Consider the following 17,623-nt stretch of genomic DNA (forward strand, 5'->3'; position numbering starts at 1 on the left):
CCGCGACTGCCGCGGGACTCAAGCCCGTGCACGCGCGACGGGTGGTATGACCGAGCGGCGCGAGGCGTCCGACCCGGCCTGTCCCGAGTGTGGCGAGCCGCTGGAGCCGACGGCGGTGGCCTGTCCCAGCTGTGAGGCGGCGCTTCTCAGCGACGAGCAGGCCGAGATGCTCGACGAGCACTTGGCCGAGACCCTGGCGTCGATGGAGTCCGGCGCGCCGACGTGGGCCGTGGCGCTGACGGGGCTCTCGCTCGGCGTCGCCGTCGCGCCGCTCGTGCTGTACGCCGTCGTCATCGTCGCCGGCGGCCTCTCCGTTCCCGTGACCGTCGGCGTCCTGCTCGCCGGCTGGCTCGGCCCGGCCGCGTATCTCTCGCGGCTTCGGAATCCGAGCGAGGTGCTTGCCCGCGGGCTGTATCTCGTCGTCGCCGGCGTGGCCGTGGTCGTGTTCGCGGTCGGCTACGAGGTGTTCCTGGCCGACGGGCCGTCGGTGGTCTCCGAGGGGACCGCGCTCGTGTCGCTCGTGCTCGCGGTGCCGGCCGCGCTCGGGGCGCTTATCGCACGCCGCGCGGCCCGCCGGGCAGACCGGCAGGCCCGCGGCGAGCCGGGACCGCTGCGCGAGCGGTTCGGCCCCGACGACGACGAGCCCGGGAACTGAAAACGCCTAAGCGGGCCGCCCTTGTCACCCCGTGCATGCGACTGGAGGAGTACTGGGGCATCGGCCCGAAGACGTCCGAGCTGCTCACCGAGGCGCTGGGCGTCGAGCGGGCCATCGAGGCCATCGAGTCGGCGGACACGCGCGCGCTAACCACGGCCGGCCTCTCCCGGGGGCGAGCGACGCGCATCCTCCGGCGGGCCAGCGGGGCCGAGTCGATGGACCTGCTCGCCACCAGGGACACCCGCGACGTGTACAAGGAACTGCTGGACCTCGCCGAGGAGTACGCGGTCACCGAGGACGCGGCCGACAGCATCCGCGTGCTGACGCCGCTACCGACCCGCGAGGCGATGGACGAGCGCTTAGACGACGTGCTCGAAGCGCGGGACACGTGGGCAGACCTCGCGGAGGAAGCCCAGCGGGCCGTCCTCGGCGCGTTCGAGGACTACGACGCCGCCGGGGGCGAACTGGCCGCGGTGGACGTGGCGCTCGCGCTCCGGGACACCGGCGTCGAGAGCGGCGTGTTCGAGCCGCTCGCCGCCCTCGACCGCGACTCCCTGGCGACCGGCCGGGCTGCGCTCGCCGGTCTCGCGGGCGACGGCGACTCCGTCGGCGAGGGGGCCGACGATGAACTGGACCGCCTGCGCGACCAGCTCGCGCAAATTGAGGACCTCGCGGCCGCCTCGATGGAGGTCGTCGAGGCCGTCCAGGAGGGCGCGCGGCGGCCCGACGAGTTCCAGGACGCACTGGTGCGCCACGTCACGAGCGAGACCGGCGTCGACGCCGCCAGGGTCCGGGACGCGATGCCCCGCGAGGCGACCGACGCCCGGGACTTCGTCGACGTGGCGCTCCGGGAACTCCGGACCACGCTGCGGACCGACGTCCGGGAGCGCGAGCAGGCGGTCGCCGACCGGCTGGAGGACGACCTCGCGGCCGCCCGGGAGGACATCGACGCCGCAATCGAGGCGGTGGACGACATCGCCTTCTCGGTGTCGCTGGCCCGCTTCGCCATCGCGTTCGACCTGACCCGCCCCACCTTCGTCGAGGACCGCAAGACTATCGCAGTGAAACGGGCCCGCAACCTCACCATCGCCGACGCCGAGAGCGTCCAGCCGGTCACCTACGCCATCGGCGACCACACGCTGGAGCTAGACCGGGCGAACCGACCGCCCAGCGGCGACCGGGTGGCCGTCCTGACCGGCGCGAACTCCGGCGGGAAGACGACCCTGCTGGAGACGCTGTGTCAGGTCCAGTTGCTCGCCCAGATGGGGCTGCCCGTGCCCGCCGCAGCCGCCGAGGTGAGCGTCGTCGACACCGTGGTGTTCCACCGCCGGCACGCCTCCTTCAACGCCGGCGTCCTCGAATCGACGCTGCGGTCGGTCGTCCCGCCGCTGACCGAGAGCGACCGGACGCTGATGCTCGTCGACGAGTTCGAGGCCATCACCGAGCCCGGGTCCGCCGCCGACCTCCTGCACGGGCTGGTGACCCTGACCGTCGACCGCGACGCCCTGGGCGTGTTCGTCACGCACCTCGCCGACGACCTCGAACCCCTCCCGACGGAAGCCCGCACCGACGGCATCTTCGCCGAGGGACTGGACCAGGACCTTGACCTCCAGGTCGACTACCAGCCCCGCTTTGGCACCGTCGGCAAGTCCACGCCCGAGTTCATCGTCTCCCGGCTGGTCGCCAACGCCACCGACCCCGTCGAGCGCAGCGGTTTCGAGACGCTCGCCACGGCCGTCGGCGAGGAGGCGGTCCAGCGGACGCTCTCGGACGCGCTCTGGACCGACGAGTAACGGGGGTTACGCTGTGCCGGCGGTGGCCTGCACGTTGCCTTCGACTGCCTCGGCGACGTTTGCCAGGAGTCGCCGTACCTCCCGGCGGTTGTACCACCTGACCAGCGGCGCGAGGAGGGGCCCGGGGAGCGGCCCCGGGACCTCGTAGTCGACCGCGTAGGTGAGCCGCGTCCCGCCGTCTTCCGGCTCGAACCGCAACGCGATGCGGCCCGACAGGTCGCCGCTCAGGTCGTAGACGATGCGCTCGGGCGGTTCGTACGTCGACGCCGCGACCTCGCCGGTGCAGGTGACGCCGAATATCGTGTACTCGTAGGCCGCGCGGTTTCCGGCGTTTGGCAGCCGCTCGATGCGCTCGGCGCGGGTCAGGCTCGGCGTGACCGCCGCCTGGTTCGACGGCTCGTCCATGAACGCGAACACCGTCTCGACCGGCGCGTCGAGCCAGCGGTCGGCGGACGTGTGGACCGTCATACCCGACGCTTCGCGCTCCAGTGGCTCACAGGCTCGGCCCAACGGCAGGCCGGCGTGAGCGAGGGCGGTCCCGAGGGCTACAGCCGCCGGGTGCGCCGTGATTGTTCTGTGCTGTGCGAGTCGCGTCGCCGCCTACCGATGACGGCGGCGAGGTATCTCCTGTGCATCGGTGTGGCCTTCCCGGCAGGAGTCGAACCTGCGCCGGGCGGGGACCCGGGTCCGCATGTCAGGTTCGGGAAGACAGGGAGTGGTCGGCGGGCCGCGCTCACGCGTCATCGGTCACGTCGACGCGGTTGACCGCCACGACGCCGAACCCCTCCCGCAGGAGTTCGGTGCGGCCGTCGGCGGTGTCCCGCTCGTCGTCGACCCGGAGGGTCAGCGACACGTCGGCGTCGACCCGGATGTCGGTCCAGGTGGGCCGGACGCTGGTCACGCGGTCGACGGCTACCGCTTCGACGCCGTCGACGGCCGCGAGGACGTCGGCGACACCGGCTTCGAGGGTCTCGGACCCGCCACGCGGGACGCGCAGTGATACGTCGGCCGATACCTCGGTCGGGGGGGTCGCCTGCAGCGACATAACGCCGACGGCCGGAGTCGAACCGGGCCGGGCGGGCACTCGCCGGTCGAGTCGCGTCGGTTGGGCTGCGCGGGTGGCGGGGGCGTACGTCCGGCCTGACGGCCGGGACAGGATTCCCACACCGGGACGATGGGGAACCCGACGGCTGGACAGCTGCGCGACACGGTACTGGCTGGGCTGTGTGGCGGACCGCCGGCAGGCCACGCTGGGCGGCGTGTGCCTGCCGGAGCGGAGGACACGACCCTGTCGCTCGACGGTACGTCGAAACGAATCGCCGCCGCAGTGCGGCGTGCGTGGGCGGCCGGTCCCACGGCGGCGAACCGGTCTACGGTGCCACGAAGGGACTGTTCACCGAACGGGTGTCCGTGGCGGCCCGTCCCCGGACAAGGGGTGCGTACTCGACTGTAGCATGGCGGCTACGTTCGATGGCCGACCGCCCGCTGTACAGCCAGCGAGCGAACGACGTTGGCGCGGGAACGGGAAGTGCGTAGGTCATGGGTCACCACGTCGGTGAATGCGACGTGTCTAAACCCTGTATCGGTGATATATTAAATCTGTTTCACGGGTGGTACCGAATGACAGATAGCCGCGCCGACGGCGGGGCGTCAGTCGGCCACGGCGGGTTGCTGTGGCGCGGTCGGGCGCTCTGCGTCGGCGTGTGACGCCGTCCCCGCCAGCGTCCGCGTGGAGTTCCCGACGACGAGCAGACTGCTCGCCGTCATCGCCAGCGCCGCAAACAGCGGATTGAGGACGCCAAGCAGGGCCAACGGGAGCGCTACGGCGTTGTAGCAGAACGCCCACGCGAGGTTCTGGCGGACCCGGGTGCGGGTCGCGGCCGTCACTGCGAACACGTCCGGGACGGCCCGCAGGTCGTCCGTCGTCACGACCGCGTCGGCCGCGTCGGCGGCCAGCGACGTGCCCGACGCCATGGCGATACCCACGTCGGCAGCAGCCAGCGCCGGCGCGTCGTTGCTCCCGTCGCCGACCATAGCAACGGTTCCGCGGGACTGCAGTCGCTCGACGACCTCGGCTTTCGCCTCCGGTGGGACGCCGGCGAACACCTCGTCGACGCCGTCGTGACGGTCGAAGGGAGCGGCGGCCTCGGGGCGGTCACCGGTGATGACAACCACGTCGCGGTCGCGGGCGAGCGTCGAGACGACCGACTCCCAGTGCGGGCGGAGCCTGTCGCCCGCGACGAGTACGTCCCGTGCTTCGCCGTCCCAGCCGACCAGCGCCGGGACGCGTCCGTTCTCGGTCGCGCGTTCACACCGAGTCCGGAGGTCGCTCGGCACCTCGAACCCGAGGTCGTCGAACAGCGCCTGGGTCCCGACGACGACCCGGTCCTCGTCGACCGTCGCGCTGACGCCCTGGCCCGGGTGTTGCTCGAACTCCGAGACGGCGGCGTCGGGGGTCGGGACGGCCTCGGTCACCGCCTCGGCGATGGGATGGTCCGCGAACTGCTCGACGGCGGCCGCTCGGGCCATCGCCGCCTCGTCGGCCCGCTCCAGCAGTTCCATCTCGCCGGTCGTCAGCGTGCCCGTCTTGTCGAAGGCCACCACGTCCGCGTCGGTCGCCGTCTCGAACACCGCGTCGCCGGTGACGACGGTGCCGCCGTCCAGCGCCCGGCGGATGCCGGCCGCGGTCGCAAGCGGCGTCGCCAGCCCCAGTGCGCAGGGACAGGAGACCACGAGTACCGCCAGCCCGGTCAGCATCGCGTCCGTGGGGGTCGCGCCGGCGGCCAGGTGCGCCCCGGTGGCGACGATGGCCAGGACGACCACCAGCGGGACGAAGACGGCGGCGATGCGGTCGACCAGCCGCTGGACGCCGCCGCGAGTGCTCTGGACCTCCCACAGCAGGTTCGTCAGGCGGTCGACGGTGCTCTCGGCGTCCGGCCCGACGCGGGCGACGACGCCGCCCTGTGTCACCAGCGACCCGCCGATGACCTCGTCGCCCTCGGTCTTCCGGACGGCCAGGGACTCGCCGGTGACGAGGGACTCGTCGAGGGCCGCGGTCCCCTCGACGACGGTCCCGTCGACCGGGACGCGCTCCCCGGACCGGACGACGACTTCGTCGCCCGGGTCGAGGTCGCCGACCGCGACGTCCTCGGTGCCCGCGTCGGTGCGCCGCCGGGCGCTGTCGGCCCGCTGTGTCGTGAATTCGGTGAGGCGGTCCAGCGCCCGCCGCCGGACCCGGTCCTGGTAGTAGTCGCCGACGGAGACGGCCATGACGATGACCGTCGCCACGTCGAAGTACACCTCCGTGTGTCCCAAAACGACGGCGACGACGCTGTACAGGAAGGCGGTCCCGGCGGCCATCGCCACCAGCAAGTCCATGTTCGGCCGGCCGGCGCGCAGGCTGACGTAGGCCCCGCGGAGCAGCGGCCAGCCGGTGTAGCCGACGACGACCCCGGTCATGACGGCCATGTTCCACAGCAGGTACGCGCCCGCCTGCCCCGTCGGGTCGAACAGCAACAGGGACGAGTCGACCCCGAGGTAGGCCGGGTAGAGGAAGAGGACGTACCACAGCATCGTCATCATCCCGAAGAAGCCGCCGACGATGAGCCGCCCCTCCAGTTCGTACTCGTCGTCGGTCTCCGTGGCCTGGAGGCTGGCCTCGTAGCCGGTGCCGGCCACCGCGTCCGTGAGATCCGACTCCGAGAGTGCGTCGGCGTCGTAGGTGAGCTTCATCGTCCCCGTCGGGTAGCTCGCGGCCGCGGCGGCGACGCCGTCGTGGTCCGTAGCCCGCGCCTCCAGGAACGTCTCGCAGGTCGCACAGTGCATCCCCTCGACTGAGAGGAAGGCCGTCTCGCCGTCGGCCTCGTCCGGGTCCGGCCCGGTGTCGGCCGCGTCGCGGGTCTCGGTCGCCGGGTCGTCGAGCGTCCGCGCGACTTCGAGACAGCCACGACAGCAGAACGTCCCCTCGACGACCGCGTCGGTGACCGGGGTCTCGACCGGCAGGTCACAGAGCGTGCAGTGTGTCATGTCCAGGGCATCGGCAGGGGTGGTTTCGGAACGGCGACGCCGAACGCCGCCAGCCCGTTCGACAGCGGGACGAGCGCGAGCGCGATGAAAACGACGCCCAGCGCCCGATGCAGCGTCGCCCGGTGTCCCGGCGAGAGCGTGCCGAAGGCGGTCCCGTAGGCGAACACCAGCGGAAACGTCCCGAGGCCGAGCGCGGCCAGCGAGAGGCCGCCGGTGAGCGCGGAGCCGGTGGCGAAGGCGTACAGGAACGCCGGATACAGCAGCGGACAGGGGAGCAGGCCGTGCATCGCGCCCAGCGCGACCATTCCGGGACCGTCGACCCACCGGTCGACCCTGGCGACCAGCGACGCGGAGAGCCGCTGGAACAGGTACCCGACGAGCGGCAGCGACCGGGCCACGTCGACGGCGCGGCCACGCGAGAGGTAGCCGAGGCCCACGGAGACGATGGCGAGCCCGACGAAAACACCGACGGTGCCGCGGACGACGGTACCGAGGCGTGCCAGCCCGGCCACGTCGTACAGTGCGCCGCCGGCAGCGCCGAGGGCGGTCCCGACGAGCGCGTAGCTCAGCGTTCGGCCGGTGTTGAACAGCGCGTGCTGGCGTATCTCGTGGCCCGACACCGGCCCGCCGTCGTCCAGCCTGTCGGCGTAGGTAGTGACTAACGGCCCGCACATGCCGAGGCAGTGGACGCTGCCGACGAGTCCCAGCCCGACGAAGGCCGCGAGGCCGGCCGTCTCACCGGAACTCAGCCCCGCCGTCCCGAGTGGCATGTCAGGCGGTGCTCGACTCGGTCGGTTGTGTCATCCAGAACAGGCTGCCGGCGATGATGACGACGCTGACCAGCGAGAGCGCGACGATGGAGCGCCCGGTACCCTGCATGTAGTACGCGACGGGCGCGAGCCCGAGCAGCGCCAACAGCGTCACGATTCGAGGACTTGACGCAGACATACCTGGCCGTACGTTAGAGGGGTTATAAAAACAGACGGGTCGTTCCTGCCGCCTGAAAACACCGTGATGGGTTTTTTTATGAGATATACAATCCTCTCAGGTATGGTATGGCACGAACCCAAGAGTAGTCGGGTGCCGGATTCGAACGGCGCGATGGGGGTGCGAGGATGGCGCTGAGTCGGCGACAGTTCGTCGGTGGCGCGGCCGGGACAGCGGCGCTGGCCGCGACCGGCACGGCGACAGCACAGGAGGAACCGGACTACGGCGGCTGGTTCGACGATGTGTCGAACTACGACGGCACCGTCGACCGCCGGGGCGAGGACACCGTCACCATCTCCGTCGGCGCGCAGGGCAACAACGGCGCGTTCGCCTTCGGCCCGGCCGCGGTGATGGTCAACCCGGGCACGGAGGTCGTCTGGGAGTGGACCGGCGAGGGCGGCGGTCACAACGTCGTCTCCGACGGCGACGGCCCGCTCGACTCCGGGGACGCGGTCAGTGAGGCCGGCACGACCTACAGCCACACGTTCGAGTCGGAGGGCATCTTCAAGTACGTCTGCGTCCCGCACGAGGCCCTCGGGATGAAAGGCGCGGTCGTCGTTCGGCCCGGCAGTTCGGGCGGCGACAGCGGCTCCGGCGGTCAACAGCCGCAAGGCCCGCCGGCGAACCCGGACTACGGCGGCTGGTTCGAGGGCGTGTCGAACTACGACGGGACCACGGTCGACAGAACCGACGCCGACAGCGTCGAGATATCGGTCGGCGCGCAGGGCAACAACGGCGCATTCGCCTTCGACCCGCCCGCGGTTCGGGTGACGCCCGGGACCGAGGTGACGTGGTCCTGGACCGGCGAGGGCGGCGGCCACAACGTCGTCTCCGACGGCGACGGCCCCCTGGACTCTGGGGGCGCGGTCAGCGAGGCCGGCACGACCTACAGCCATACCTTCGAGGAGATGGGCGTGTACAGGTACGTCTGTACGCCCCACGAGTCACTCGGGATGAAGGGCGCTGTGGTCGTCGGCGGCCCGCTCGGCGGCGGGAGCGGCGGCAGCGGACAGGAGGGGAGCAGTATCGAACTGTCGGGCCCGCAGTGGCTCCTGTCCGGGTCGGTCCTGCTCGCGTTCTTCTCCCCGCTGGTGTTCGCGGTCGCGATGCGACGCCGGCAGAACGGGGTGCCGTCACAGGCGGGCGGCGAACTCAAGCGGGCGACCGGTCCGACACCGGTCGAGGAGGCCGCCGAGACCGAGCCGAGCGTCGAACTGGGACACGACGAGTACGACCCGAAGGGGACGGCGGCGCTGGTCGCCTTCTACTTCGTGTTAATCGGCTTGCTGTGGGTGTTCATGTACTTCGTCGAGTTCCTCGGTCGCGTCTCGATAATCGGGTGATATCATGCAGGTTCACAGATTCGAAAAGGTTTGGCTCGGGGCAGCGATACTGCTCATCGTCGGTTTCATCGCCACCATCGCGTACGGCTCGGTCGGCGTCGGTGTCGGGATGGTCGACGACTCGGGCGGACAGATAAGCGCGCAGGCGGTTCAGAACGGGAACACCGGGACACAGTTCGACGACCCCGGCGTGTACCAGGAGAGCGAGGACCACTACGTCGTCTACGTCGTCGCTCGACAGTTCCAGTTCGTGCCCGGCAGCGGTGACACGCCGATTCGCGTGCCCGCGGGCGCGAACGTGACGTTCAGAGTGACCAGTGCAGACGTGACACACGGGTTCTCCGTGGTCGAGACCAACATCAACACGATGGTCATTCCGGGCCAGGTCTCGGAGGTCTCGGCCCGGTTCAACGAGCCCGGGACGTACGGGCTCGTCTGTCACGAATACTGCGGTGCGGCCCATCACACGATGGGCGGCTCCGTCGAAGTCGTCCCGCCGGAGGAGTACGATATGCAGCAAGAGAACATCGACCAGTCCGCGGCTGACGCACAGGCGGGGGAGGAGGCGGATAACTGATGGTGTTCGTCGACTCCTACCCGAAAACGTCGAAGATAGTCCGTAGCGAGTTCATCGTGGCGTTCGTCGCCCTCGGAATCGGTGCGCTCTTTGGCGTCGTCCAGGCGCTGCACCGCACCGGCGTGTTCCGCGGGTTCGTCAGCTCGGCGGACTACTACACGATTCTGACCGGCCACGGCGTCCTGCTGGCGCTCGTGTTCACCACGTTCTTCATCTCGGGGCTGTTCACGTGGGCCGTCGCCAACAGCCTCGAACGCGAGCTCCCGCACCGCATCGCCTGGTCGGCCTTCTGGATAATGCTCACGGGGACGGTGCTCGCGGCCGTGTCCATCATCGGCGGCATCGCCGGTTCGCCGTCGATTCTGGGGCACGACCTCGAAGCCGACGTGCTCTTTACCTTCTACGCGCCGATGAAGGCCCACCCCGCGTTCTACATCGGGGCCGCGCTCATCATCGTCGGCTCCTGGATAGGGGGCGCGGCGTACTTCAAGGCGCTGTGGGAGTGGCGCGAGGACAACCCCGACGAGCGCATCCCGCTGCAGACGTTCATGGTGCTGACGACGATGCTGATGTGGTACATCTCCACCATCGGCGTCGCCGTTGAGGTCGTCGCCTTCCTCATCCCGTGGTCGCTCGGGCTCATCCAGAACGTCGACCCGCTGCTGACCCGGACGCTGTTCTGGTACTTCGGCCACCCGGTCGTGTACTTCTGGCTCATGCCGGCGTACCTCGTCTGGTACACGATTCTGCCGAAGCTGGCCGGCGGCCGGCTGTTCAGTGACCCGCTGGCCCGCGTCGTGTTCGTCGCGTTCCTGCTGCTGTCGACCCCGGTCGGCTTCCACCACCAGTACACCGACCCCGGCATCCCGTCGGGCTACAAGTTCATCGCGATGACGAACACGATGTTCCTGCTGTTGCCCTCGCTGTTGACTGCGTTCACCGTGGTCGCCTCGGTCGAGCACGGCGCTCGTCAGCGGGGCGCGAGCGGCTACCTCTCCTGGCTGCGGGACCTGCCCTGGGACAAGCCGGCCTTCTCGGGCTGTATGCTCGCCGGCCTGATGTTCGCCGCCGGCGGCTTCTCCGGCATGATAAACGCCGGGATGAACATCAACTACCTCATCCACAACACCATCTGGGTGCCCGGCCACTTCCACCTCACCGTCGGGACCGCGTTCGCGCTGACGGCGATGGCCATCAGCTACTGGCTGGTCCCACAGATTACCGGGAAGAAGCTCCGCCAGCGCGGCCTCGCCGTGTTCCAGCCTTACGTCTGGTTCGTGGGCATGGCGGTGATGTCCAACGCCATGCACCGCGCGGGCCTGGCCGGCATCCCGCGGCGGACCGCCGAACCCACCTACGACGAGTTCGCGTTCGAGGGCGTCGCCGGAACGGTCGGCGAGATGCGCCTCCAGATAGCTATCGGCGGCTTCCTGCTGTTCGTCGGCGCGGTGATGTTCCTCGTCGTCATGGCCGACACCCTGCTCGCCCGCCGGGGCGGGACACTATCGGTCAACAGCAACATCCCCGAGCCGCTGTCCGGGCCGGACCACAGCCCCCGCATCCTGGACAACTACAAGCTCTGGACGGCTATCGCCCTGCTGCTCATCGTCATCGCCTACGGGCCGCCGCTCGCCAGCATGGTCGCTGACGGGCTGCTCGCGCCCGGTAGTCCGCCGATTCCGGTCTAACACGACTCCACTACACTCAGCATGTTCGAAGACGTCGACGGTCCGGAGCAGAAAACGCTGCTACGCATCCTCATCATCGTCGGAATCGGTCTGCCCATCCTCATCGAGGTCGTGACCTTCGGGAGTCTGCTGGGCCATCACTTGGTGGGTGACCCCGGGGGCGAGGTGGTGCCCGAAACGCCGACCGCGGAGCCGGCCGGTGCCGGCGTCGGCGACCCGATTCTCGAGTCCTCGGCTGTCTCGGCCCGCATCGAGTCAGCGTCGGTGGTCACCGCGGACGAGGGGTGGCGGTTCACGCTCGCGGTGAACGCGACCAACAGCGGGACCGAGCCGGCGGCGGTCCGGCTCGACAGCGTCACCGCCCGCAACGGGGAGACGGTCGACGGTACCGCGAGTACCGGCCAGCTGTCCGTGGGACAGACCGAGACCGTGACCAGGTCGTGGCTCCTGCCCCCCGGCGAACGGCCCGACACCGTCTCGATAACGGTGTTGGAGTATCCGGACGACGGAGAAACGCAGTCGACCCAGTACGACGTCACGCTGGGGGACATCCCCGTGTCGAACCGCTGACTCACCCGCCGACGGGGGTGCCACAGGACGGGCAGGCGTCAGCATCGGACGGGAGCGACTCGCCACACTCGCTGCAGTAAGACATCCCAGTGTCGCGTTTTTCGGGCGTGAAGACGGCCGTATCGTCCAGCCACGCCCCGTCGGTGGCCTCCGGGTCCGGTTCCGACTCGCTGTCCGGTGTCGCTTCCGACCCGGTGGCAGCATCCGACGACCCCGCCGAGTCGGTGGCGGGCGGGCTCGTCCGGGCGACCTCCTCGGGCGAGAACACCCGCGTCCCGGTGTGGCCCGGTTTGTCCGCATCGCTCTCTGTAGCTACGGTATCGCTCCCGCTCTCGGGGTGGTCCCGAGACGCCGGTTCGGACTCGCCACTCCGTTCGGAGTTCGCGTCGCCGTCTCGCGGCCCGGCGGCCGGCGGCATGACGGGAAACCGCTGGTCCGGGCGGCGCTGTGGGTTGGCAAGCGGCGCACGGAGCCTGACGACGGCCCCGGCCAGTAGTTGCGCCAGGAGGTACACGCTCGCCAGCACGCCGGGACCGGCGACGAAAACCGTGGTGGCTCGGGCCGGCCCAACGGTCGTCAGCCGGAGCACCGTTTCGGCCACGGGACCGACGCCGGCCCGCGTCAACCAAGGGGATAGCGTCGACGGGACGCCGGACGCGCCGGCCGCCGCGACCAGCCAGTACGTAGCGAAAGAGAGCGCGGTCACGAAGACCAGGAACGAAAAGAGCGGCGGATACGAGAGCGTGTACACGCGGTGCCCGTAGGCGACGGTCCGGACGACCAGATGCGCCGTCCCGAACAGCGCAAGCGCCGTGAGCGGCCGCGGCTGGCCGAGCGTGACACCGAGCAGGAGACAGCCGACGAGGACGCACCCGGGGAGCGCCAGCAACAGGCTCGGGTGGTCGAACCGGTACGCGTCGACGAGGTTGCCGTAGCCGTTCCGGAGCCGTCGGTTGACGAGCGCGACGGCCGCCAGCGACGGCACGACGAGCCAGAGCCCGGCGGCGAGCACGGTGCGAAGTGAGACCGAACGGTCAGCGAGCGTCGCGAGGACAGTGCGTTCGAGCGCCGGGAACCGCGCTACCAGGACCCCGGTCGCGAGCACCCAGCCACCGTAGGCGACCCACGCCAGGGCCACGCCGACGAACAGCCAGGTTTCGGCCCGCAGTAGCGTGACGGACTCGCGGAGTTCCGACCGTAATCGACCACGCGCCATCGGCCCCATGTTTCCCGACCGACCGCTTAACTGTGGGTGGTCACGCCGCCCGGATAGTCAGCGTGGCGACGCCCGACAGTTCGAGTTCGTCGCCCGGCTGTATCGGTTCCCGGTCGCCCTTCTGCAGCAGGGTCCCGTTCAGCCGTGTCGGGTTGTCCCCGAGGTCGACGAGGTAGTACCCCTCCGGCTGGCGGTCGAACCGAACGTGTTCGCGGTGGATGCGGACCGCCTCGTCCTCCGGCCGCCCGGCGTCTAACAGCGCCGCCCTGATTTCCCGGCCGATTCTCGCCCCGTCTTCGACGGTGATGTCACGCCCCTCGACCGAGAGAACGAGCCCCTCCGGGGGCGTCGCGTCGCCCGTGGCCTGTGACACTGGCGCGTCGACGGCGTCGTCCGGTTCGGCCGTCGGCGATTCGGGACCCGAGTCAGCCGCCGCGGCCCCGCCTGCGTCGCGGTGGGCGTCCAGGTTCTCCCCGCAGTTGACACAGAAGCTGGCGTCGTCGTCGACCGCAGTGTCACAGGACGGGCACGCGTCGAGCGCCCCCTCCTCGCCAGGCGTAACGTCCTGTACGTCGGTGCCGCAGTCGATACAGAAGTTCGCGTCGGCGTCGAGTTCCCGGTCGCAGTCCGGGCAGGTAATCGTCGCCGGCTCGTCGTCGGCCGGTGCATCGGCGTCGTCGTCCTCGTCGGCCGGTTCGGCGTCGGTTTCTGCCGCCTGCCCCGTCTCCGCCGCGTCGTCGGCCTCGACCGCCCCGATGCCCGAATCCCCGTCCGCTGCCGGTTCGTCGTTCCCGGCCGCCCCCGCCGTCTCGTCGGCCTCCGCTGCCAGCAGGTCGGCGTCGCCCGACTCCCCGTCGTCGGTGGCAGCCCGGTCGGTGTGCTGCCACTCACCGCAATCCGGGTTCGTACACCAGCCGCCGGCGACCGTCGGGTCGAAGTCCTCGTCGCAGATGGGGCAGTTTACCGTGCGGTCGGATTCAGGCATGAATTTCGTTAGGGAGTATAGAGTCGAGAAATAAAATACTTGCCCCGCGAAACTTTCCCGCTACTCGTCTGTCATGATGACCGTGTCCCGCTCGGAGATGTCGATGTCGGGGTCGATGTTCCGGACGGGCAGCCCGCCGTCATCCGGCGTTTCCGGGAGCGCGCTGTCGGCGAACAGGAGCACTGAGACGTTGTCCTTCCCGCCGCGGTCGTTCGCCAGCGACACGAGCGTCCGGCTCGCCGCGTCGAGCGACGGCGCATCGAGGACCGCGTCCCGGAGCTCGTCGTCGGTGACGGCTTCCTCGCGGATGCGCTCGGCCGCCTCGTCGGCGCGGTCCGTCTCGGCGTACTGTTCGTACAGTTCCGGAGCGTCAGTCTGGGCGTCGACGAGTCCGTCGCTGGTCGCAAGCACCGTGTCCTCGGCGTACAGCCGGACCGTCCGCGTGTCCACCTCGACGGTCGCGTCGTCGGGGTCCTCGTAGCCGGACCCGCCCAGCGCGCGCGTGATTTCGTTCCCGTTCGGGTGGACGTGGGCCTCGACGGGGTCGATTTCGCCGCTGTCGACCCACTCCTGGACGACGGCGTGGTCCCTGGTCAGCGGCGAAATCGTCTCGCGGGCCCCGTTGACAACGTAGGCCCGGCTGTCGCCGACCCAGCCGTAGTGGAGTTTCCCGTCGGCGTAGACCCCCGCGACGACCGTCGTGTACGATTGGGTGCCGGTCTCGTCGGCGTACCGGACGATGTCGCGATGGGCGGCGGTAATCGCCTCGGCCACGGCGGCTTCGAGGTCCTGCTCGCCGGGCGGGTCCGGGAGCACGTCACGGGCCACGTCCACGTCGAAGCCGCCGGGGTAGCTCCGGGCCGCTCGAATCGCCACGGGCGCGAGCCGTTCGGCGACGGTCGTGGTCGCGATGTAGGACGCGACGTCGCCGGCGTCGTGACCGCCGGCACCGTCGGCAACGACGAACACGCCGGCCGAGCGGTTCATCGGCCGCCCGTCGCTGTCGGCGTCGGACACGTCCGCCTCGTCGTCGGCCCCAGTATCGACCGGGTCGTCGGCCCCAGTATCGACCGGGTCGCCGCCCTCCGCCGTGGCCGGTGCCGCCGGCCTGTCCTGCCCGCGGTAGCCGTCGCGGTGGCCTTCCTCGAACACCGTGAGTGAGACGCTGTCCTCGTTGATGCCCTGTCCTCGCTTCCGGTCGCCGATGTCGTAGTTCGTGCTGTATCTCATGACTCCTCCGGATGGAACTCGAAGGTGACCCCGTAGGTCGGATGGACGAGCGACACCAGGTCGCCGTCCGTGAGCGTGACCGACTCGGGCGGAACCGCCCCGTGTCTGTCGGTCGGGTCCTCGCCCTCGGAGCGGAGGCGCTCGCGCCCGGCGGCGGAGAGGACCCGCTGCCAGCCGGCCCCTTTCTGGACGAACGTCCCGTTGAGGCTCCGGTCGCGGAGGGCCCAGTCACCGCCCTCGATTTCGAACTGCACCTGGACCGACGAGATGTACTCCCCCTGGGGGTCCGCTATCGCTATCGACGCCGGCGGACCGCTCGCGCCCCGTCGGCCGATTGTGTCGCCCGGTTCGACGGTGAACCGCCTGTCGGCCTGGATGTAAGTCACCGACGCCGTCGCGGGCGGCGTGGGGTCCCGCCGTTCGAGGACCTCCTTGAGGACCGTCGCGTTCCGGTACCGGTCGCGATAGTGCGTCTGGGTGGCCCGCTCGACGATGTCGGCCAGGTAGTCGTCGCAGTCGGCCCCGAACGCCTGTGGGTTCACGCCGTCTTTCTTCGGGACGCTCCCCTTGAGCAGGAACAGGAGTATCTTCCCGATGGAGTACACGTCCGACCACGGCCCCTGGCGAACGTCCGTCCGGCTGGCCTCCGCGACCTCGCGGGGCTTGAACGGCCCCAGAATCGTCGTCCCGCTGTTCCCGGATGCGGGGTCGCCGCTTGCGTCGAAGCCGGTCGCCGTGTTGAAGTCGATGAGCGTGGGCGTGATGTCGGGCGTGAGCATCACGTTCTCCGGCTTCAGGTCGCGGTAGACGATTTCGTTCTCGTGGAGAAAGCCCATCGCGTCCGAGAGATCGATGCCTATCTGGCGGACCTGCTCGCTGTCCTCGATGGGGCCGTGCCGGTCGATGACCCCGTCGAGTTCGATGCCATCGACTATCAGCTGGACGACCAGGAACGGAACGTCCCGCTCCGTGACCCGGTCGTAGTAGTCCATCACGTTCTCGTGGCCGCCGGCTCGGCGGATGCGCTCCAGGGACTGCCCCTCCTTCTCGAAGTACTCCTCGATGATGTCGGGGTCGTTCTGGGATTCGGTGTAGTTGGGGTACTTGACGGCGACGGACGCCCCGGTCTCGATGTCTCTGGCGCGGAAGGCCTTCGCGAACCCCCCCTTGCCGAGGAACTCGCCGAGTTCGTACCGGCCGGCGACGATGTCACCGCTCTCGGGTTCCCAGGGCATGCGTCACCCGGCTCTCCGGCCCGCGACGCCGCGAGTCACTTCTGGATGCCCTCGTCTGTGACGATTTTCGTCGCGTCGTTCTGTTCCTTGCGCCCGCCCTCCATCACGATACGGGTCTCCCGTTCGGCCGTCTGGACGGCCTCGGTGTCCTCGCCGTGGACGCGGGTCATCCGCTCCAGTTGGGTCTGTGCTTCGGCGACGTTGCCCTTGCCGAGTTCCGTCTTGATGACGGTCTGCCGGTGGTCCAGGTCGACCTGTTCGTTGTGCGCGGCCAGTTTCGACTCGTCCTCGGTGTAGTCGACGGTGATGGCCCCGCGGGTCGTCTCGCCCCCGGCGGTCAGCGTGACCTCGGCCAGCGAGACCGAGTCCGCGACGTCGTGAGACGGTGCGTGAACCTTCAGCACGACCCGCTGGGTTTCCCGGTCGAGCAAGTCGGGCAGCGGCACGACGGCCGCGTTGTCCTCCCAGTCGGGTTCGACGGACTGGGTCTGTGGGAGCGAGCGGTACACCTCGCTGACCTCGACGCCGTCGGCCACGTCGAGTTCGATCCTGGCGTCCGGGGCGACGACCGTCCCGGCCTCCTCGACCGCGTCGCCGAAGAACGACTCGATGTCACCCGCAGCCTCCAAGTGGGTCCACTCGCCGCGGGCGACGGTGCCGAGCGTCCGGATGGTCTCCTCGCGGTAGTCGCTCCCGATGCCGGCCGCTTTGATTCGGATGCCCTCGCTGTCGATTTCGCGGGCCAGCGTCCCGAACGCCCCCGGGTCGTGGGAGTTGTCCTTCCCGTCGGAGAGCAGCAGGACTCGCCGGGCCGTGGCGTCGTCGCTCGGGAGGCCCTGTAGCGACGCCTTCGCCTCCAGGAGGCCGCTGTACATGTCGGTGCCCCCGCCGGCGGAGATGTCGGCGACCGCGTCCACTGCCGCCTCGCGACCGACAGCCCCCCACCGCGTCGGCTCCAGCACCGTCGTGACCTCGTTGTCGAAGGCGATTATCGAGACGTAGTCGTCCGCTTCGAGCAGTCCGAACACCCACTCCGCGCCGGCGCGTGCCTGCTCGATGTCGTCGCCGGCCATCGACCCGCTGGCGTCGATACAGAGGGCTATCTGTCGCGTGGGACGGTCCTCCAACCGCCCGGGTTCGACTTCGATTTCGGCGGTCAGTTTCGCCCCGCCCGTCGGCACGTACGGTCGGTTGACCTCGGTCACGACAGTAGCGGTCATACTGATAGTTGGGTCGTAGGAAGTAATTATATGTTTCCCTCAAATCTGGGAAAAAAGGCCGACCGCCGTCCGGCTCCGGTAGCTCCCAACTACCGGCC

Annotated in this window: 16 protein-coding genes; 6 read left to right on the forward strand and 10 right to left on the reverse strand. The window is 69.7% G+C overall.

All coding sequences use genetic code 11. The features are described from left to right. Window positions 1–46: 46 nt before the first annotated feature. Window positions 47–655 carry a zinc ribbon domain-containing protein gene (locus tag VI123_RS17345; protein ID WP_336339315.1) on the forward strand — a complete coding sequence of 203 codons (609 nt, stop codon included), beginning with the start codon at window positions 47–49 and terminating at the stop codon, window positions 653–655. A gap of 35 nt (window positions 656–690) precedes the next feature. Further along, window positions 691–2,448 (forward strand): MutS-related protein, encoded by a 1,758-nt coding sequence (locus VI123_RS17350; protein WP_336339316.1) that lies wholly within the window; start codon window positions 691–693, stop codon window positions 2,446–2,448. Between the two features lie 6 nt (window positions 2,449–2,454). Here the strand turns inward: VI123_RS17350 and VI123_RS17355 are convergent, their stop codons facing one another. The 5 genes from VI123_RS17355 to VI123_RS17375 form a co-directional block, all read right to left on the reverse strand. After that, entirely contained in the window at window positions 2,455–2,916 is a 462-nt protein-coding gene (locus VI123_RS17355; protein ID WP_336339317.1) for an SRPBCC family protein, read from the reverse strand. Window positions 2,917–3,181: 265 nt separating this feature from the next. Beyond that, a complete protein-coding gene (locus VI123_RS17360) occupies window positions 3,182–3,493 on the reverse strand; it encodes a hypothetical protein (RefSeq protein WP_336339318.1) in 312 nt (103 codons plus the stop codon). Window positions 3,494–4,098: 605 nt separating this feature from the next. Then, window positions 4,099–6,474, reverse strand: coding sequence for a heavy metal translocating P-type ATPase (locus VI123_RS17365; RefSeq protein ID WP_336339319.1), 2,376 nt, complete (start codon window positions 6,472–6,474; stop codon window positions 4,099–4,101). Continuing rightward, window positions 6,471–7,244, reverse strand: coding sequence for a sulfite exporter TauE/SafE family protein (locus VI123_RS17370; RefSeq protein ID WP_336339320.1), 774 nt, complete (start codon window positions 7,242–7,244; stop codon window positions 6,471–6,473). The genes VI123_RS17365 and VI123_RS17370 overlap by 4 nt, the downstream gene beginning before the upstream one ends. Before the next feature lies 1 nt (window position 7,245). Continuing rightward, the gene (locus VI123_RS17375) at window positions 7,246–7,422 is read right to left on the reverse strand and encodes a hypothetical protein (protein ID WP_336339321.1); all 177 of its coding nucleotides are present in this window, start codon (window positions 7,420–7,422) and stop codon (window positions 7,246–7,248) included. Between the two features lie 167 nt (window positions 7,423–7,589). On the opposite strand from VI123_RS17375, the gene VI123_RS17380 reads away from it, so the two are divergent. From VI123_RS17380 to VI123_RS17395, 4 genes are read left to right on the forward strand one after another with little or no spacing between them, the layout of a single operon-like run. Then, window positions 7,590–8,804: a halocyanin domain-containing protein gene (locus VI123_RS17380; protein WP_336339322.1), complete on the forward strand. Its 1,215-nt coding sequence runs from the start codon at window positions 7,590–7,592 to the stop codon at window positions 8,802–8,804. Between the two features lie 4 nt (window positions 8,805–8,808). Next, on the forward strand, window positions 8,809–9,381 hold the full coding sequence (locus tag VI123_RS17385) for a cytochrome c oxidase subunit II (protein ID WP_336339323.1): 573 nt from the start codon (window positions 8,809–8,811) through the stop codon (window positions 9,379–9,381). Continuing rightward, window positions 9,381–11,069, forward strand: coding sequence for a b(o/a)3-type cytochrome-c oxidase subunit 1 (locus VI123_RS17390; RefSeq protein WP_336339324.1), 1,689 nt, complete (start codon window positions 9,381–9,383; stop codon window positions 11,067–11,069). Before VI123_RS17385 ends, VI123_RS17390 begins: the two co-directional genes overlap by 1 nt. Window positions 11,070–11,090: 21 nt before the next feature. After that, window positions 11,091–11,639 carry a hypothetical protein gene (locus tag VI123_RS17395; RefSeq protein WP_336339325.1) on the forward strand — a complete coding sequence of 183 codons (549 nt, stop codon included), beginning with the start codon at window positions 11,091–11,093 and terminating at the stop codon, window positions 11,637–11,639. A 1-nt stretch (window position 11,640) separates the two neighbouring features. Here VI123_RS17395 and VI123_RS17400 read toward each other — a convergent pair whose 3' ends face one another. Genes VI123_RS17400 through VI123_RS17420 form a run of 5 tightly spaced genes read right to left on the reverse strand, consistent with a single transcriptional unit; the run spans window position 11,641 to window position 17,525 of the window. Beyond that, the gene (locus VI123_RS17400; protein WP_336339326.1) at window positions 11,641–12,855 is read right to left on the reverse strand and encodes a zinc-ribbon domain-containing protein; all 1,215 of its coding nucleotides are present in this window, start codon (window positions 12,853–12,855) and stop codon (window positions 11,641–11,643) included. 40 nt (window positions 12,856–12,895) lie between these two features. After that, entirely contained in the window at window positions 12,896–13,840 is a 945-nt protein-coding gene (locus tag VI123_RS17405; RefSeq protein WP_336339327.1) for a double zinc ribbon domain-containing protein, read from the reverse strand. 60 nt (window positions 13,841–13,900) lie between these two features. Beyond that, window positions 13,901–15,070, reverse strand: a complete 1,170-nt coding sequence (locus VI123_RS17410) for a PP2C family protein-serine/threonine phosphatase (RefSeq protein WP_336339328.1) — start codon at window positions 15,068–15,070, stop codon at window positions 13,901–13,903. After that, complete coding sequence (locus VI123_RS17415) at window positions 15,067–16,305, reverse strand: serine/threonine protein kinase (protein WP_336339329.1); 1,239 nt, start codon at window positions 16,303–16,305, stop codon at window positions 15,067–15,069. Before VI123_RS17415 ends, VI123_RS17410 begins: the two co-directional genes overlap by 4 nt. Before the next feature lie 35 nt (window positions 16,306–16,340). Then, on the reverse strand, window positions 16,341–17,525 hold the full coding sequence (locus VI123_RS17420) for a vWA domain-containing protein (protein WP_336339330.1): 1,185 nt from the start codon (window positions 17,523–17,525) through the stop codon (window positions 16,341–16,343). Window positions 17,526–17,623 lie beyond the last annotated feature (98 nt).

This window comes from Haloarcula sp. DT43, assembly GCF_037078405.1.
Classification (GTDB): domain Archaea; phylum Halobacteriota; class Halobacteria; order Halobacteriales; family Haloarculaceae; genus Haloarcula; species Haloarcula brevis.

What these genes read in the sequence shown, in the direction of transcription:
- VI123_RS17355 (WP_336339317.1), bottom strand. Translation starts at nt 2,916, where the DNA reads ATGACGGTCCACACGTCCGCCGACCGCTGGCTCGACGCGCCGGTCGAG.
- VI123_RS17350 (WP_336339316.1), top strand. Translation starts at nt 691, where the DNA reads ATGCGACTGGAGGAGTACTGGGGCATCGGCCCGAAGACGTCCGAGCTG.
- VI123_RS17405 (WP_336339327.1), bottom strand. Translation starts at nt 13,840, where the DNA reads ATGCCTGAATCCGACCGCACGGTAAACTGCCCCATCTGCGACGAGGAC.
- VI123_RS17385 (WP_336339323.1), top strand. Translation starts at nt 8,809, where the DNA reads ATGCAGGTTCACAGATTCGAAAAGGTTTGGCTCGGGGCAGCGATACTG.
- VI123_RS17395 (WP_336339325.1), top strand. Translation starts at nt 11,091, where the DNA reads ATGTTCGAAGACGTCGACGGTCCGGAGCAGAAAACGCTGCTACGCATC.
- VI123_RS17415 (WP_336339329.1), bottom strand. Translation starts at nt 16,305, where the DNA reads ATGCCCTGGGAACCCGAGAGCGGTGACATCGTCGCCGGCCGGTACGAA.
- VI123_RS17380 (WP_336339322.1), top strand. Translation starts at nt 7,590, where the DNA reads ATGGCGCTGAGTCGGCGACAGTTCGTCGGTGGCGCGGCCGGGACAGCG.
- VI123_RS17410 (WP_336339328.1), bottom strand. Translation starts at nt 15,070, where the DNA reads ATGAGATACAGCACGAACTACGACATCGGCGACCGGAAGCGAGGACAG.
- VI123_RS17345 (WP_336339315.1), top strand. Translation starts at nt 47, where the DNA reads ATGACCGAGCGGCGCGAGGCGTCCGACCCGGCCTGTCCCGAGTGTGGC.
- VI123_RS17420 (WP_336339330.1), bottom strand. Translation starts at nt 17,525, where the DNA reads ATGACCGCTACTGTCGTGACCGAGGTCAACCGACCGTACGTGCCGACG.
- VI123_RS17390 (WP_336339324.1), top strand. Translation starts at nt 9,381, where the DNA reads ATGGTGTTCGTCGACTCCTACCCGAAAACGTCGAAGATAGTCCGTAGC.
- VI123_RS17375 (WP_336339321.1), bottom strand. Translation starts at nt 7,422, where the DNA reads ATGTCTGCGTCAAGTCCTCGAATCGTGACGCTGTTGGCGCTGCTCGGG.
- VI123_RS17365 (WP_336339319.1), bottom strand. Translation starts at nt 6,474, where the DNA reads ATGACACACTGCACGCTCTGTGACCTGCCGGTCGAGACCCCGGTCACC.
- VI123_RS17360 (WP_336339318.1), bottom strand. Translation starts at nt 3,493, where the DNA reads ATGTCGCTGCAGGCGACCCCCCCGACCGAGGTATCGGCCGACGTATCA.
- VI123_RS17400 (WP_336339326.1), bottom strand. Translation starts at nt 12,855, where the DNA reads ATGGCGCGTGGTCGATTACGGTCGGAACTCCGCGAGTCCGTCACGCTA.
- VI123_RS17370 (WP_336339320.1), bottom strand. Translation starts at nt 7,244, where the DNA reads ATGCCACTCGGGACGGCGGGGCTGAGTTCCGGTGAGACGGCCGGCCTC.